We start from the raw sequence: 16081 nt of genomic DNA on the forward strand, positions 1-16081 counted from the left end.
GAAAGGATTTGTAAGATTCATGGAGGATATTAATATTTTTAAAGTTAAGAATAGAAAAATTAAAAGAGAATATATTGAGTATTCCAAAATTGCTGTTATCCTAATAATCTTATCCATAGTAGCCATTCAAATGTCTTTTAAAAACTATGTTATATTTCATGCATTGATTGAACTTGCAGTAACGAATTTTGCAGTTACAATAGCACTTATAGCTATAAACACCTATAGAGTATCCACAAATAACTTTTCGACTTTTATTGGAGTTTTTTGCTTAGCTTTGGCTGTATTTAATGCTATTCACCTTTTCTATTATAGTGGGAACGAAGATATTGCCTTAAATTTCGTAAATAATATTGCCATGCAGGCAAGCTTAATTGAGGAAATAATATTAGGTGGTTCATTAATGATTTGTACTATATTTTTACATAAAAAAATTAATATAAGAAGGGTTTATTTTATTTACTTCTTTATATGTTTGGTAATTGGGTTAGTATTGCTTTATGGTAAAATACTACCTAATTGCTATAGCCTTCCGAATGGTGTCACTATATTTAAAAAATCAGTGAATATAATTGTTGCACTTTTTCTTTTGGCAGCAATATTTATATTGAATAAAAAAGAAAACAAAGAACAATTGCATAGGAAAGTATATATATTAATTAATTTATCAATCTTTTTTGCTTTTATTTCTGAGATTTCTTTTGTTTTCTATAAATTTTTAAATGAAAGCTATGCTGCACTAGGTCACTTATGCAAATTGATTTCCTTCTATCTTATGTATAAGGCTGTGAGTGAAACAAGTTTACAGGCACCTTATAAAGTATTATTTTACGAATTAAGTCAAGCTAATAGCAAGCTAAAACACAATAACATAGAACTACAAAGGATGAATAATGAATTAAAACGAGAAATTAAGGAGAAACAAGTTACTGAAGAAGCTCTTAGAGAAAGTGAAGAAAGATATAAACAATTGGTGGAATTATGTCCTGATGGTATAGTTGCATATGATGAGGATGAAATATTTTTTGTAAATAAATATGCAGCAAGGATGCTGGGTTATGAAAGTGCGGATGAATTAACCTGCAGTGCTGTTAATGAAATTTTAATGCCTTCTAGCAAGGAAAACTTTATAAAGGAGATTCAGAAGGTAAAAAGCAGGCTTAAAGAATCAGTGTTACTTCAAGAAAAACTTATAAAATATGATGGAAGTATGATAGATGTAGAGGTAAAGGCAAGCTGCATACCTCACAATGGAAAAGAAGCTGTTTTAGTTGTTTTAAGGGATATAGAGATAAGAAAAAAAGCAGAAGAAAATGAAAGGCTGCTTAATGATGCTAAGGAATATGATAAGATTAAAAATGAATTTTTTGCAAATATATCCCATGAGCTTAGAACACCTATTAATGTGTTATATGGAGTAATTCAATTAATGGAGCTCTATCTAAATAGAGATATGATACAAGAGCATATAAATGATGTGAATAATTATACGAAGATTATGAAACAAAATTGCTACAGGCTTTTAAGGCTTATAAATAATTTAATAGACATAACTAAAATTGATTCGGGTTTTTTTACTCTTCATATTCAAAATTATAATATTGTAAGTATTGTAGAGAATATAACTATGTCAGTAGTTGAGTATGCTAAAAATAAGGGCTTATATATTGAGTTTGATACTGATGTGGAAGAAAAAATAATGGCTGTTGATCCGGATAAAATAGAGAGAATACTTCTCAATTTGCTTTCGAATTGCATAAAATTTACTGAACCAGGCGACAGTATTAAGGTTAACATTCAGGATAATGGAAACACAGTAATATTAAAGGTAGAGGATAGTGGCATAGGTATTCCTAAAGATAAATTGGATGTTATTTTCGAGAGATTTAGACAGGTAGATAGGTCCTTAGCAAGAACCCATGAAGGAAGCGGTATAGGCTTATCTTTAGTAAAATCTATGGTAGAACTTCATGAAGGAAGTATAGCGGTGGAAAGTGAATATGGTAAAGGAAGCAAATTTATTATAGAATTACCTGTAAATGTGCTGCCCCAAGAATCGTTGCCAGTGGAGAGTGCTGTATCTGGTAATATTGAGAGAATTAACATAGAATTTTCAGATATTTATCTATAAAATTAGTTAAAGTAGTCACCTAAAACATTTTACGCTCATATACTGAAATGGAACACAGTATATGGAGGTTTATAATGTATTGTTTTACATGTATTAATGGAGTAAATTGTGTACTTAATGAATTGATGCTTTGGACAGATATATCTAGTGAGCATCCTATCTTTGTTAAGACTGTTGCAGAGCTTTCGAAGAAAAATTTGCCGCCTAGTATAGTAAATGAACTTATGCAATTAAATAAGGCCTTTACAGATTTAAACAAAAGAGCTAAAAGTCTTCAAGGCATGATGGCTCAAAATCCTAATTTAATGAACCAGTATGTAATGCAGCTTGAAAGATTAGTAAATGAATTTATAGTGATAGATAGAAGAGCAATACAGGTATATCCACAGGTAAGAGCTTATGGAAAGGATGATAAGACCTTCCAAACTCTTTTAAATCATATTGAGCATGAGCAAAGATTTATGCTTGAAACTTTTAATAACATAAGAACGCAGCTTGTAAGGTAAAACACCCTTATGTAGATTACCCCCTATGAATTAATAGTTCATAGGGGGTAATTATTTTATTAGTATAATTTTATGAATGCTGGAGAAAAAAAGAGTAATAGCATTTGTAAAGGGGATATTCTTATGATATATGACAAGCAAATTCAAGATTTTTTTAGTTCATTAAATAGGCTTGAGGATAAGGCGTATTTTAAATTTATTGTAAGTTATTTAGCAGCACCTACTCTTTATAGTTCAAAGCCAGCAACTATTTTGAGTTTTAATAAAACACAGAGAAACTTGTATGAATTATGGAATCAATATGAATATATGGTGAGAGAGTGGAACATAACTGATTACTTGCTTTTAAAGGAAGATAAATATGCAAAATTAGTAATGTTTTATAATAATAAATTAAAAGATGTTTTGGAAAAAGAAGAAAATAGAAGATATTTAATTAAACTAGGATATGACGAAAATGGAAGTATATATGATTATTTAAATGAATTAAAAAGGAGATTTCAAAAAACTTGTCCCCATGAAATAGGTATATTTTTAGGAATACCTCTTGAAGATACAAAAAAGTTTATTGAAAAAAAGGGGAAAGAGTTTAAGTATTGCGGCTACTGGAAGGTTTATGATAATTTAGAAGAGGCAATGTCTATTTTTCAAAGCTTTGATGCTGCTAGACTGGAAATAATAAACAAGGCTTTAAAAGAACTAATACATATTTCAAATTAAAGGCTGCTAAGCTTCTTAGCAGCCTTAAGATTTTATTCAAGTAAACTTTCCCATTCTTCATAAAGTTCCTGAAGGGTGGCTTCCGTGGAGGCTATTTCTTTATTTACCTCTTCACTTTTTTTAGGATTTGAATATACTTCTTCAAGACAAAGTTGATTTTGAAGCTCAGCAAGGCTACTTTCAAAATCACTAATTGATTTTTCAAGTGTTTTTATTCTTTGCTGTTTTTCTTTTTCAGCTTTTTCTTGTTCTCTCTTTTTCTTTCTTTCTTCTTGAATTTGAGTTTTAGTTTTTCCTTGGTTCTCCATTTCTTCTTGGTAGCGTAAAGGATTCTTTTTCTTTTCTATAAAATAGCTGTAGTTTCCAAGGTACTCTTTGATTCCATCCTCATTTAATTCATAAATTTTTTCTATAACTTTATTTAAGAAGTATCTATCGTGAGATATTACTAAAACTGTACCATCATAGTTAAGTAGAGCATCCTCTAAAGCTTCTCTTGAAACAATATCAAGATGATTTGTAGGTTCATCTAAAAGTAAAAAGTTAGATTTTGAAAGCATGAGCTTTAAAAGATTAATTCTGCACTTTTCACCACCACTGAGTGTGGATATGTTTTTAAATACATCATCGCCTGTGAATAAAAATGCTGCTAAGGAAGTTCGTAGCTGCGTAGTAGTCATATTAGGAAAGGTATCCCATACCTCATCAAGAATTGTCTTTTCAGGATCCAAATTCGATTGTTCTTGATCGTAATATCCAATAAAAACATTTTTACCTAATACTTTAATACCAGAATCCTGCTGCAATTTATCCATAATAATTCTAAACAGAGTAGTCTTTCCTCTACCATTTTCTCCAATAAGAGCTGTCCTGTCACCACGTTTAATATCTGCTTCTAAATTGCTAAAAAGATGTTTTTCTCCAAAGCTTTTAGAAAGCTTTTCTATATGCAATACATCATATCCACTTTTTATTTGTGTTTCAAATTTTATCTTTGATGCTTTAGCTTCTCTATCAGGAGCATCTATTCTTTCAATTTTAGCCAGTGCTTTTTCCCTGCTCTCTGCTGCCTTTATACTTTTTTCTCTATTAAAGGAACGGTAGCGCTCGATTATTTCTTCCTGCCTTTTAATTTCTGATTGCTGCAGATTATATGCTTTTAGCTGCACTTCATAATTTTTTTTCTTTAAGTCCACAAAGGTAGTGTAATTTCCATTATAGGAATTCATATGTCCACCTATAAGTTCAAAGGTTCTATTAGTAATTGAGTCAAGAAAAAATCTATCGTGGGATATTATTACTATTGTTCCTTTATAAGCTTTAAGGTATTCTTCTAACCATTCAATGGCATCTAAATCCAAATGATTGGTAGGCTCATCAAGAAGCAGTATTTCCGGACTTGTAAGTAATAGTTTGCAAAGGGCAACTCTTGTCTTTTGGCCGCCGCTTAATATGTTTATAGGCTTTTCGTAGTCATTTTCAGTAAAGCCCAACCCCTTTAATACTCTACTAATTTCTCCCTTATAAGTATATCCTCCACGATTATTATAAAGTTCAGAAAGTGTTGTGTATTCCTTGATTATTTTATCGTGATATTCCTGATTAGCAATATCATAGGGTTCATTAAGCTTAATTTCTAATTCTTTTAACCTGGCTTCCATCTCTAAAAGTTGATTAAAAACACCTAAAACTTCATTATAAATCACATTGCTGCTCTCTAATGATAAGTGTTGAGCTAGATAACCCACTTTTTTATTCTTATCAATAAATAAATCTCCGCTATCTTGTGAAAGTTCTCCAGTTAAAATTTTAAAAAGAGTACTTTTACCAGCACCATTGGCACCTACTAGACCAACTTTGTCGCATTCATTAACATTAAAGGTTACTTTATCTAAAACTATATCTATACCATAGCTCTTATGCAAATCTTTACAACTTAAAACTATCATTCTGTTCACTCTCCCACAAAATATTTTACTATGTAATGGGTGATTTTTGTAGCAAAAATAAAAAAAATCTTTAAATTGTTTTATTATACTTTACATTTTAAGCTAAAGGAGTTAATTTAGAATATGAAATAATGGCATTTATATTATGTCAAAATATTGACAGTGAAAAAAATTTAAGTAATACTATTAAATAGAATATACTATTAGGTAGAATGTGATAATAAATCGATTAATATATGCATACAAGTTAATTTGAAAGAGGTGCGCTATGGAAGGTAAAAAGAAGAATATCTCAATGGCAGTTATTAAAAGATTACCAAAATATCAGAGGTATTTAGGAGAGCTATTAAAAAATGATGTAGATAGAATCTCATCTAAAGAATTAAGTGAAAGAATCGGTTTTACAGCTTCACAAATAAGGCAGGATTTGAACTGCTTTGGTGATTTTGGCCAACAGGGCTATGGCTACAATGTAAAAGATTTATACAATGAAATCAACGGGATTTTAGGACTTACAGGAGAATATAAAACTATAATTATAGGTGCAGGAAATATAGGGCAGGCAATTGCAAACTATACTAGATTTGAAAGATTGGGTTTTTCTCTTAATGGCATTTTTGATACAAATCCTAAGCTTGTAGGTATGAAGATTAGGGATGTAGAAATCGATGACATAGATAATTTAGGCGATTATTTAGCACATAATGAAATAGATATAGCTATAATCTGCGTACCTCGGAACAGTGCACAAAGGGTATCCAATATTTTGGTGGAAGGCGGGGTTAAAGGAATATGGAACTTTGCACCAGTAGATTTGATTGTACCTAAAGATGTAACTGTAGAAAATGTGCATTTGAGTGAAAGTCTTATGACTTTATCCTATCTTTTAAAGAATAAAGACTTAGAAGACCAAGAATAAAAATAAATAATTTAAGTTAAAGGACTAAATGTAAAATTCATGCATTTAGTCCTTTAACTTTGTTAGATTATAAACAATCCCTTGTTTTTAGTGAAAATATTAAAATTTTAAGCAAAAAAACCTTGAAAAATAGAATTATAAAAATATTATAAATAATTACTCTTTTTGTTGAATTCCTATAGTGCAAGAGCTATAATAGGATTTGAGGTATAAATTAACAACTATTTTTTTCAAGCTTGTTAATAATATAACAAACTTGGGCTGAAAAAGTGATGGGAGGATTATCATGGAAGAAAAAAACGTGGTTCTTTCGAAAGAGGGCAATATTGCTGTAATTACTATCAATAGGCCTAAGGCTCTCAATGCTCTTAATACGGAAACTCTATTGGAACTCAATAACGTAATTGAAGCAGTAGAATTAGACGATGAGGTATATGCAGTTATACTCACAGGAGCAGGTGAAAAAGCATTTGTTGCTGGAGCAGACATTTCAGAAATGAAGAATATGACTGTTGTTGAAGGAAGAAAGTTTGGTAAACTTGGAAACAAAGTATTTAGGAGAATAGAAAATTTAGAAAAGCCTGTTATAGCTGCACTTAATGGTTTTACACTAGGTGGAGGCTGTGAGCTGGCTATGTCATGTGATATTAGAATAGCATCAACAAAAGCTAAGTTTGGACAACCAGAAGCTGGACTTGGAATAACTCCAGGTTTTGGCGGCACTCAGAGAATGGCAAGACTGGTAGGAATGGGAATGGCTAAAGAATTAATATTCACTGGGAAAATGATAGATGCCAATGAAGCTTTGAGAATTGGTTTAGTTAATAGTGTTTTTGAACCAGAAAAGCTTATGGAAGAGGCAAGAGCATTGGCAAACAGCATAGCTTTGAATGCCCCAATAGCAGTAAGACTTTGTAAGAGCGCTATAAATAGAGGTATACAATGTGATATTGATACAGCTCTTATGTATGAAACTGAAGTATTTGGAGAGTGCTTTGCCACAGAAGATCAAAAGGAAGGCATGACTGCCTTTGTGGAAAGAAGAGCAAAAAACTTTAAAAACAGATAATTTTCAGTAGTGCAATAAGGGAGGAATTAGAATGAATTTTCAACTCACTAAGGAACAAGAATTTGTAAGACAGATGGTAAGAGAATTTGCTATTAATGAAGTAAAGCCAATAGCTGCAGAAATTGATGAAACTGAAAGATTTCCAATGGAAAATGTTAAGAAGATGGCAAAGCTTAATATGCTAGGAATTCCAGTTCCTGAAATCTATGGTGGTGCTGGCGGTGATAACTTATCTTACATAATAGCAGTAGAAGAGCTTTCAAAGGTATGCGGAACCACAGGAGTTATTCTTTCTGCTCATACTTCACTAGCATCAGGTCTCTTGCAGCAGTTTGGAAATCAAGCTCAAAAGGAAAAGTATTTAGTTCCATTAGCTAAAGGAGATAAAATTGGAGCTTTTGGACTTACAGAACCTAACGCTGGAACAGATGCGGCTTCACAGCAAACTACAGCTGTTTTAGATGGCGATCACTATGTTATTAATGGTTCAAAGATATTTATTACAAATGGTGGAGTTGCAGATACTTTCTTAATATTTGCAATGACAGATAAGAGCAAGGGAACTAAAGGAATATCCTGCTTTATAATTGAAAAAGGATATCCAGGCTTCTCTATAGGTAAGGTTGAGAATAAGCTTGGAATTAGGGCTTCTTCAACCACTGAGCTAATATTTGAAAATTGCATAGTACCTAAAGAGAACTTAATTGGACAAGAAGGAAAAGGTTTTGGTATAGCAATGAAGACTCTTGACGGAGGAAGAATTGGTATAGCTGCTCAAGCATTAGGCATAGCAGAAGGGGCTTTTGAAGAAGCTGTTAAGTATATGAAGGAAAGAAAACAATTTGGTAAGTCACTGAGCGCTTTCCAAGGATTACAGTGGATGATAGCAGATATGGATGTAAAAATTGAAGCTGCTAGATATTTAGTTTACAAAGCTGCCTTTAATAAAGATAATGGACTTCCATATTCTGTTGAAGCTGCAAGAGCTAAATTATATGCTGCAGAAGTAGCTATGGAAGTAACTACAAATGTAGTTCAAATATTCGGTGGATACGGTTATACCAAGGAGTATCCTGTTGAAAGAATGATGAGAGATGCTAAGATTACTGAGATATACGAAGGAACTTCTCAAGTTCAGAAGATGGTTATAGCTGGTAATGCATTAAAATAGCTCAAGTAGTTACCCAGTGTTTCGAGTGAAAGGAGAAAAAGATATGAACATTATTGTTTGCTTAAAACAAGTTCCAGATACAAATGAAGTTAGAATAGATCCAAAAACAGGAACTCTTATAAGAGAAGGAGTTCCATCAATAATAAATCCAGATGATAAAAATGCTCTTGAAGAGGCATTAAAGCTAAAAGATGAATACGGTGCTCATGTTACAGTAATAAGCATGGGACCTCCACAAGCAGAAAAAGCATTAAGAGAAGCTTTGGCTATGGGAGCTGATGAAGCTATACTTGTAACTGACAGAGCTTTTGGAGGAGCAGATACTCTAGCAACTTCAAGAGTTATAGCAGCAGCTATAGCAAAACTTCCATATGATATAGTATTTGCAGGAAGACAGGCAATAGATGGTGATACTGCACAAGTTGGACCTGAAATTGCTGAACATTTAAATCTTCCACAAGTTACATATGTAGAAGAAGTTAAGTTTGAAGGAAAAGAACTAAGAATAAGAAAAGCTTTAGAAGATGGATATGAAATAGTAAGAGTTAATACACCAGTTCTTCTTACAGCTATTAAAGAATTAAACCAGCCAAGATATATGGATGTAAAGAATATTTTCAAGGCTTTTGATGAAGAAATTAAAATTTGGACAGCAAATGATATAGATTTAGATAAATCCCTTCTTGGACTAGCAGGTTCTCCAACAAAGGTAAGAAAGTCTGCAACTAAAGAGGCTAAAGGAAAAGGAGAAATAGTAAACCTGCCAGCTAAGGAAGCAGCAGCTTATGTAGTACAAAAATTAAAGGAAAAACACTATATCTAGAGGAGGGATAGCAGATGAATATTTCTGAATATAGAGGAGTTTGGGTTTTCGCTGAACAAAGGGAAGGAATACTTCAAAAAGTTTCATTAGAACTTTTAGGAAAAGGAAGAGAAATAGCAGATAAGCTTGGAGTGGAATTGACTGCTGTACTTTTAGGAGATCAGGTTGAAAAACTATCAGATACTTTAACAGCTTTTGGGGCTGATAAGGTTCTACTTGCAAATCACGAATTATTGAAATATTATAATACTGACGGATATTCAAAGGTTATATGTGATTTAGTCAATGAGCATAAACCTGAAGTATTGCTAATTGGAGCTTCCTATATAGGAAGAGATTTAGGTCCTAGAGTAGCTGCAAAGCTAGGTACTGGACTTACTGCTGATTGTACAGGTCTAGATGTTGATGAAGAAACAAAGAATCTTTTAATGACAAGACCTGCTTTTGGTGGAAATCTAATGGCTACAATAGAATGTGCTGATCACAGACCTCAGATGGCAACTGTTAGACCAGGTGTATTTGAAAAGCTTCAAAAGGATGAAACAAAGAAGGCTGAGGTAAATAAAATAAATGCTTCTCTTGCAGAAAATGATATAAGAACTAAGCTTGAGGAAATTGTAAAACTTGCTAAAGAGGAAGAAGATATTACTGAAGCACAATTTGTAATATCTGGTGGTAGAGGTGTTGGCAGCAAGGAAAACTTTGATTTATTAAAGGAAGCTGCAGAAGTGCTAGGCGGAACAGTAGGCGGATCCCGTGCTGCTGTTGAGGCTGGCTGGATAGATAAGGCATTCCAGGTTGGTCAAACTGGTAAAACTGTTAGACCAGTAGTTTACATAGCTTGTGGTATTTCTGGAGCTATACAGCATTTAGCTGGTATGCAGGATAGTGACTATATTATAGCTATTAATAAGGATTCAGATGCAGCAATTATGAAAATAGCAGACTTAGCTATAGTAGGGGATTATAGACAAGTATTGCCTGAATTAGCTGCTAAAATCAAAGAAGCTAAAAATAACTAAGAACTAAGAAGTAAGAAGTAAAAAGTAATACTTCTTAACTATTACTTATTATTTATAAATGGAGGTTTTATCATGGAAAAGATTTTTGTTCTTGGAGCAGGTACGATGGGAGCTGGTATTGCTCAAGCATTTGCTGCTAAGGGATATGAAGTTATAATCAGAGATATAAAGGATGAATTTGTTGATAGAGGTCTTGCTGGTATACAAAAGGGCTTATCAAAGCTTGTTGCTAAAGGCAAGATCACTAATGAGGCTATGGAAGAGCTTCTATCAAGAATATCAGGGACTACTGATATGAATTTAGCTGATGACTGTGATTTAGTAGTTGAAGCAGCTATAGAAAACATGGAAATAAAGAAGCAGATATTTGCTGAACTTGATAGAATATGTAAGCCAGAAACTATATTAGCATCTAACACTTCTTCTCTTTCTATAACTGAGGTAGCAGCTGCTACAAATAGACCAGACAGAGTTATAGGAATGCACTTTTTCAATCCAGCTCCAGTAATGAAGCTTGTTGAAATAATAAAGGGTATGGCAACTTCACAGGATACCTTCGACAAAGTTAAAGAGGTTTCTTTAGCTATAGGAAAGGAACCAGTTGAAGTAGCAGAAGCTCCTGGTTTTGTAGTAAATAGAATATTGATTCCTATGATTAATGAAGCTTGTGGAATTCTAGCTGAAGGAATTGCCTGCGCAGAAGATATAGATAAAGCTATGATGCTTGGTGCAAATCATCCAATGGGACCTCTAGCTTTAGGTGACCTTATTGGACTAGATGTATGCCTTGCAATAATGGATGTTCTTTATAAAGAAACAGGGGATTCAAAATATAGAGCTCACTCTCTACTTAGAAAATATGTAAGAGCCGGCTGGCTTGGAAGAAAGTCAGGAAGAGGATTCCACAACTACGCTAAATAGTTTTTAACTGTTAAGTAAAACTTTCCAAGAAAATATTTTAAAAAGCCATTGAGAATATCAATGGCTTTTGTTATGCTCTTATTGTGAAGAAAATAACGAATATAATCTATATATAAATATCCTACTATGGGAGTTGAAAATATGTACACTAGAGAAAAAAGAGAAGAGATTATTCAAAAGTCACATAAGAGATCTGCTGAATATGGTATAGAAAAAGAAAGAGTTGTTTCGAAAAAAATCCTTAAAGCAGATGAAGTTTCTAAGAATATTGAAAAGAATAAGGCCCTTATAAGGGTTGCAGAACCTTTTATGAAAGTTCTTTATGATTTTTTAATGGGATCAGGCTTTTTTATTATACTTACTGATAAAGAAGGGTGTATTCTAAATGTAGTTGGAGATAGAGAAGTGGTTAAAGCAGCGGCAGAAATGAATATGGTAGTTGGGGCCTACATGGATGAAAAAAGTATAGGAACTAATGCTATGGGAACTGCTATAAGCGAAAATGCACCTATTCAGATTTCTGCTACAGAGCATTTTATCACTGCTTACCATAAATGGACATGCTCTGCAGCGCCAATACACAGCGAGGATAGAGAAATTATTGGTACGCTAAATCTAACAGGAAGCAGCGATCTGGTTCACCCTCATACCCTTGGTTTGATTGTGGCTGCGGTAGAATCTATAGAAAATCAGATGAAGAGTGAGGCTGCTCATAATAAGTTGTTAGAGACAAATGGATATATGAGCACAATAATACAATCCATATCTACCGGGCTTTTAACTATAGACAACAGCGGAAAAATTATTATGACCAATAAAAATGCTTGCTCCATACTAGGACTAGACGAAGAGTATATTGTAGGCAGAATGCTGGTAGAACTTATCCCTAATTGTAGAGACATAAATAAGGTATTAGAGACAGGAAAGAGCTGTCTTGACGAAGAAATTACAATATATAGAGGTGGAATAAGGGAAAGATATAATTTGAATGCATATCCTATAGCGATTGAAAGCGAAAAAACAATTGGCTGTGTGGTTATGCTTAAAGAAATACAAAGGGTAATAAATTTAGTTAATAAATATACAGGAATGAGAGCTAGATATTCCTTTGAAAATATAATTGGGAAAAGTAGAGAGATTAACAACATTATTAATTATGCAAAGAGTATAGCGGACAGTCCTTCAACTGTACTTATTCAGGGAGAAAGCGGTACAGGAAAGGAAGTATTAGCTCAAGCAATTCATAACTATAGCAGCAGGAGAGACAATGGCTTTGTAGCCATAAACTGTGGAGCTATTGCTAAAAACCTAATTGAAAGTGAGCTCTTTGGGTATGATGATGGAGCCTTTACAGGAGCTAAAAAAGGTGGACATCCAGGAAAATTTGAACTTGCAAATGGTGGCACGCTTTTTTTAGATGAAATAGGAGAAATGCCGCTGGATATGCAGGTGAATCTTTTAAGAGTTCTTCAAGAAGGAACTATAACTAGAGTTGGTGGCACGAGAGAAATTCCTGTAAATGTTAGGATAATAGCGGCTACAAATAAAAATTTGAAAAAAGAGGTTGCCAGTGGTAACTTTCGTGAAGATTTATACTATAGGTTAAGTGTAATACCAATATCACTGCCAGCTTTAAGGGATAGGCAGGAGGATATTCCTCTTTTAGTTGACTATTTCTTAAGAATTAAATCTGAAAAATTATCAAAGAATATACCTAAGATAGATCATGAAGTATATAAGAACATTTTTCAGTATAGCTGGCCGGGAAATATCAGAGAATTAGAGAACTATATTGAGAATATAGTAAATTTAAATGGAAACAGCAGCTATTCTCTAATCTCTGAATATAATGGCGACGCTAAAAATGAATTTGACCATGAGAATGATAAAGTTAAAATTGGTAATAGGCAAGAAAAGGCTTACGAGGAACAGTTTATTTGCTCTTTTGAAGAATTGGAGAAAAAGGCAATAATAGCTAGCTTAAATAAATTTAGAGGAAATGTTTCACAGGCGGCTAAGGTTTTAGGAGTAAGTAGGAATACACTTTATACAAAAATGAAAAAATATGAAATAGAAGATTGTTAAAAATTATTACAAGTGTACTAAAATTGAGCATTATATTTTAATTGATTGCTCAATTTTAGTACACTTTATTTTTTTTTACTTTTTATAAATGTTGAAAAATGCTGATAATACATTGTTGTTAAAAACATATCAAAGTTGGCACGGTAGTTGCTATATATAATAATATGAAAAAAATAAGAGAAAATAAAAGTATGATAGATTATTTGGGAGGAATTTTTAAATGAACAGATTTACACTACCAAGAGACATTTATTTTGGAAAAGATTCATTAGAAACTCTAAAGACTTTAAAAGGAAAAAAGGCTATAGTAGTTACAGGCGGAAGTTCCATGAGAAAGTTTGGATTTCTTGATAAGGTTATAGCTTATCTTGAAGAAGCTGGAATGGAAGTTAAAACTCTAGAAGGAGTAGAACCAGATCCATCAGTTGAAACAGTAATGAATGGTGCTAAAGTTATGAGAGAATTTGGACCAGATTGGATAGTATCCATAGGTGGAGGTTCACCAATTGATGCTGCTAAAGCAATGTGGATATTCTATGAGTACCCAGAATTTACATTTGAAAAAGCAGTAGTTCCATTTGGATTACCAGAATTAAGACAAAAGGCTAAATTCGTAGCTATTCCATCCACAAGTGGTACTGCTACAGAAGTTACTGCCTTTTCAGTAATAACTGATTACAAGAATCAAATAAAATATCCTTTAGCTGACTTTAATTTGACTCCAGACATAGCTATAGTTGATCCAGAAATAGCTGAAACAATGCCAGCAACACTTACAGCACATACTGGAATGGATGCATTAACACATGCTATAGAAGCATATGTAGCTTCAAATAGATCTGTATTCTCAGATCCTCTTGCTATGCAAGCAATAGTTATGATAAAAGAAAACTTATTAAAGTCTTTTAGTGGAGATAAAGCAGCTAGAGAAGAAATGCACAATGCACAATGTCTTGCAGGTATGGCTTTCTCAAATGCACTACTTGGAATTACTCATAGTATGGCTCACAAGACTGGTGCTGTATTCCATATTCCACATGGCTGTGCAAATGCAATATATCTTCCATATGTTATAGACTTCAATAAAAAAGCTTGTGGAGAAAGATATGCTGCAATAGCTAAAAACTTAGGTCTTGCAGGAAATAGCCAAGATGAATTAATAGATTCCTTAACTGATATGGTAAAACAATTAAATAAGGCTATGAATATACCACAAGATTTAAAAGAATATGGAATAACAGAAGAAGACTTCAATGCAAATGTAGATAGAATTTCTGCAAATGCAATAGAAGATGCTTGTACTGGTTCAAACCCAAGAGCTATATCTGTAGAAGAAATGAAAAAATTATTTACATGCATATTTACAGGTGAAAAAGTAAACTTCTAATTAGGAGAATAGCTCAATTAATCTGACATGGTAACTTATATCTCCATGTATAAGTTGTTTTAATATATTTTAGCGCGACTCTCTTGATGATATTCATTGAGAGAGTTTTTCCTTGAATATATAATATTAGTTATGTGATATAATATTAATGAAAAGCTTCAATGTGAGAATTATATAATAATATATGTACACAATTGTCATATTTAAAAGGATACAGTATATACAATATAATATAAATGTTACTTAAATTGTAAAAGCGTGGAATAGATTATTTATAATGAAATTTGCGCAGTTTTATGAATACAGCTTGTAAAAGTATTAATAGACAATTGTGTACTCTTAAGAATAAAGGAGGCAAAAGTCCTAAATGGACTTTTACGGGCAAGTTACCGATGGGAATGGCACGGTTAAGTTGCCCCGTGTTCCAAGTTATAAGGAGGATGACTATGTATAAAATAGTAGGAAAGAGATTATTAGCACCACAGATTTACTTAATGGATGTAGAAGCGCCAAGAGTAGCAAAGTCAGCAAATCCAGGGCAGTTCTTAATAGTTAAGATGGATGAAAAAGGTGAAAGAATTCCACTAACTATTTGTGATTATGATGAAGAAAAAGGTACAGTAACAATTGTTTTTCAAACTCTAGGAACATCAACTAAGCAAATGGCAAACTACGAAGTAGGGGATTATTTTGCTGATTTTGTTGGACCACTAGGACAGCCATCAGAAATGGTACACGAGAATTTAGAAGATTTAAAGAATAAGAATGTGATATTCATAGCAGGAGGGGTAGGTACTGCTCCAGTATATCCTCAGGTTAAATGGCTTCACCAAAGAGGAATTAATGCAGATGTTATTATAGGAGCTAAATCAAAGGAATACGTTATTCTAGAAGAAGAAATGAAAGCAGCTGCAGGCAATTTATATGTAGCTACTGATGATGGTTCCTATGGCTTTAAAGGCATGGTAACTAATCTTTTAGAAAAACTAGTTAAAGAAGAAGGAAAGAAGTATGATTTAGTAGTAGCTATAGGGCCTATGATAATGATGAAATTTGTAGCGAAGCTTACTAAAGAATTAGGAATTCATACTATAGTAAGCATGAATCCAATAATGGTAGATGGAACAGGAATGTGCGGAGCATGCAGAGTAACTGTTGGAGGCGAAACTAAATTTGCCTGTGTAGATGGTCCTGAATTTGACGGACACCTTATAGATTTTGACGAAGCTATGAGAAGACAAGCAATGTATAAAACTGAAGAAGCAAAGAAGCAGTACAGAGAACAGGAAAAGCATGAAGGACATGAAGGTGGCTGTGGTTGCTGCGGCAAATAGTTATAACTATATAAATATTTATATATAAAAATATAAACATGTAA

13 protein-coding genes are annotated in these 16081 nt (G+C 32.8%); 12 read left to right on the forward strand and 1 reads right to left on the reverse strand.

Annotated elements, in window-relative coordinates; genetic code table 11:
- Positions 1–19: 19 nt before the first annotated feature.
- The 3 genes from bsdE14_RS14380 to bsdE14_RS14390 all read left to right on the forward strand — a co-directional run bounded on the left by bsdE14_RS14380 (position 20) and on the right by bsdE14_RS14390 (position 3357).
- A complete protein-coding gene (locus bsdE14_RS14380) occupies positions 20–2131 on the forward strand; it encodes an MASE3 domain-containing sensor histidine kinase (protein ID WP_264850665.1) in 2112 nt (703 codons plus the stop codon).
- Positions 2132–2205: 74 nt separating this feature from the next.
- Positions 2206–2637, forward strand: coding sequence for a DUF2935 domain-containing protein (locus bsdE14_RS14385; RefSeq protein WP_264850666.1), 432 nt, complete (start codon positions 2206–2208; stop codon positions 2635–2637).
- 123 nt (positions 2638–2760) lie between these two features.
- Positions 2761–3357 (forward strand): DUF3793 family protein, encoded by a 597-nt coding sequence (locus bsdE14_RS14390; RefSeq protein WP_264850667.1) that lies wholly within the window; start codon positions 2761–2763, stop codon positions 3355–3357.
- 32 nt (positions 3358–3389) lie between these two features.
- On the opposite strand, the gene abc-f is transcribed toward bsdE14_RS14390, so the two are convergent.
- Positions 3390–5306, reverse strand: coding sequence for a ribosomal protection-like ABC-F family protein (abc-f, locus tag bsdE14_RS14395; RefSeq protein WP_264850668.1), 1917 nt, complete (start codon positions 5304–5306; stop codon positions 3390–3392).
- 268 nt (positions 5307–5574) lie between these two features.
- Between abc-f and bsdE14_RS14400 the strand changes: the two genes are divergently transcribed.
- The 9 genes from bsdE14_RS14400 (at position 5575) to bsdE14_RS14440 (ending at position 16037) form a co-directional block, all read left to right on the forward strand.
- Entirely contained in the window at positions 5575–6225 is a 651-nt protein-coding gene (locus bsdE14_RS14400) for a redox-sensing transcriptional repressor Rex (RefSeq protein ID WP_264850669.1), read from the forward strand.
- A 286-nt stretch (positions 6226–6511) separates the two neighbouring features.
- A complete protein-coding gene (locus tag bsdE14_RS14405; RefSeq protein WP_264850670.1) occupies positions 6512–7294 on the forward strand; it encodes a short-chain-enoyl-CoA hydratase in 783 nt (260 codons plus the stop codon).
- A 31-nt stretch (positions 7295–7325) separates the two neighbouring features.
- A complete protein-coding gene (locus bsdE14_RS14410) occupies positions 7326–8465 on the forward strand; it encodes an acyl-CoA dehydrogenase (protein ID WP_264850671.1) in 1140 nt (379 codons plus the stop codon).
- A gap of 43 nt (positions 8466–8508) precedes the next feature.
- Positions 8509–9288, forward strand: a complete 780-nt coding sequence (locus bsdE14_RS14415) for an electron transfer flavoprotein subunit beta/FixA family protein (RefSeq protein ID WP_264850672.1) — start codon at positions 8509–8511, stop codon at positions 9286–9288.
- A gap of 14 nt (positions 9289–9302) precedes the next feature.
- Positions 9303–10310, forward strand: coding sequence for an electron transfer flavoprotein subunit alpha/FixB family protein (locus tag bsdE14_RS14420; protein WP_264850673.1), 1008 nt, complete (start codon positions 9303–9305; stop codon positions 10308–10310).
- Between the two features lie 72 nt (positions 10311–10382).
- Positions 10383–11231 carry a 3-hydroxybutyryl-CoA dehydrogenase gene (locus bsdE14_RS14425; protein WP_264850674.1) on the forward strand — a complete coding sequence of 283 codons (849 nt, stop codon included), beginning with the start codon at positions 10383–10385 and terminating at the stop codon, positions 11229–11231.
- Between the two features lie 141 nt (positions 11232–11372).
- Complete coding sequence (locus bsdE14_RS14430) at positions 11373–13316, forward strand: sigma-54-dependent Fis family transcriptional regulator (protein ID WP_264850675.1); 1944 nt, start codon at positions 11373–11375, stop codon at positions 13314–13316.
- Positions 13317–13536: 220 nt separating this feature from the next.
- Entirely contained in the window at positions 13537–14703 is a 1167-nt protein-coding gene (locus tag bsdE14_RS14435; RefSeq protein ID WP_264850676.1) for an iron-containing alcohol dehydrogenase, read from the forward strand.
- Between the two features lie 446 nt (positions 14704–15149).
- A complete protein-coding gene (locus bsdE14_RS14440) occupies positions 15150–16037 on the forward strand; it encodes a sulfide/dihydroorotate dehydrogenase-like FAD/NAD-binding protein (RefSeq protein ID WP_264850677.1) in 888 nt (295 codons plus the stop codon).
- The last annotated feature ends 44 nt before the right edge of the window (positions 16038–16081 follow it).

Origin of the sequence: Clostridium omnivorum (assembly GCF_026012015.1) — a bacterium.
Taxonomy (GTDB): Bacteria; Bacillota; Clostridia; order Clostridiales; family Clostridiaceae; genus Clostridium_AX; species Clostridium_AX omnivorum.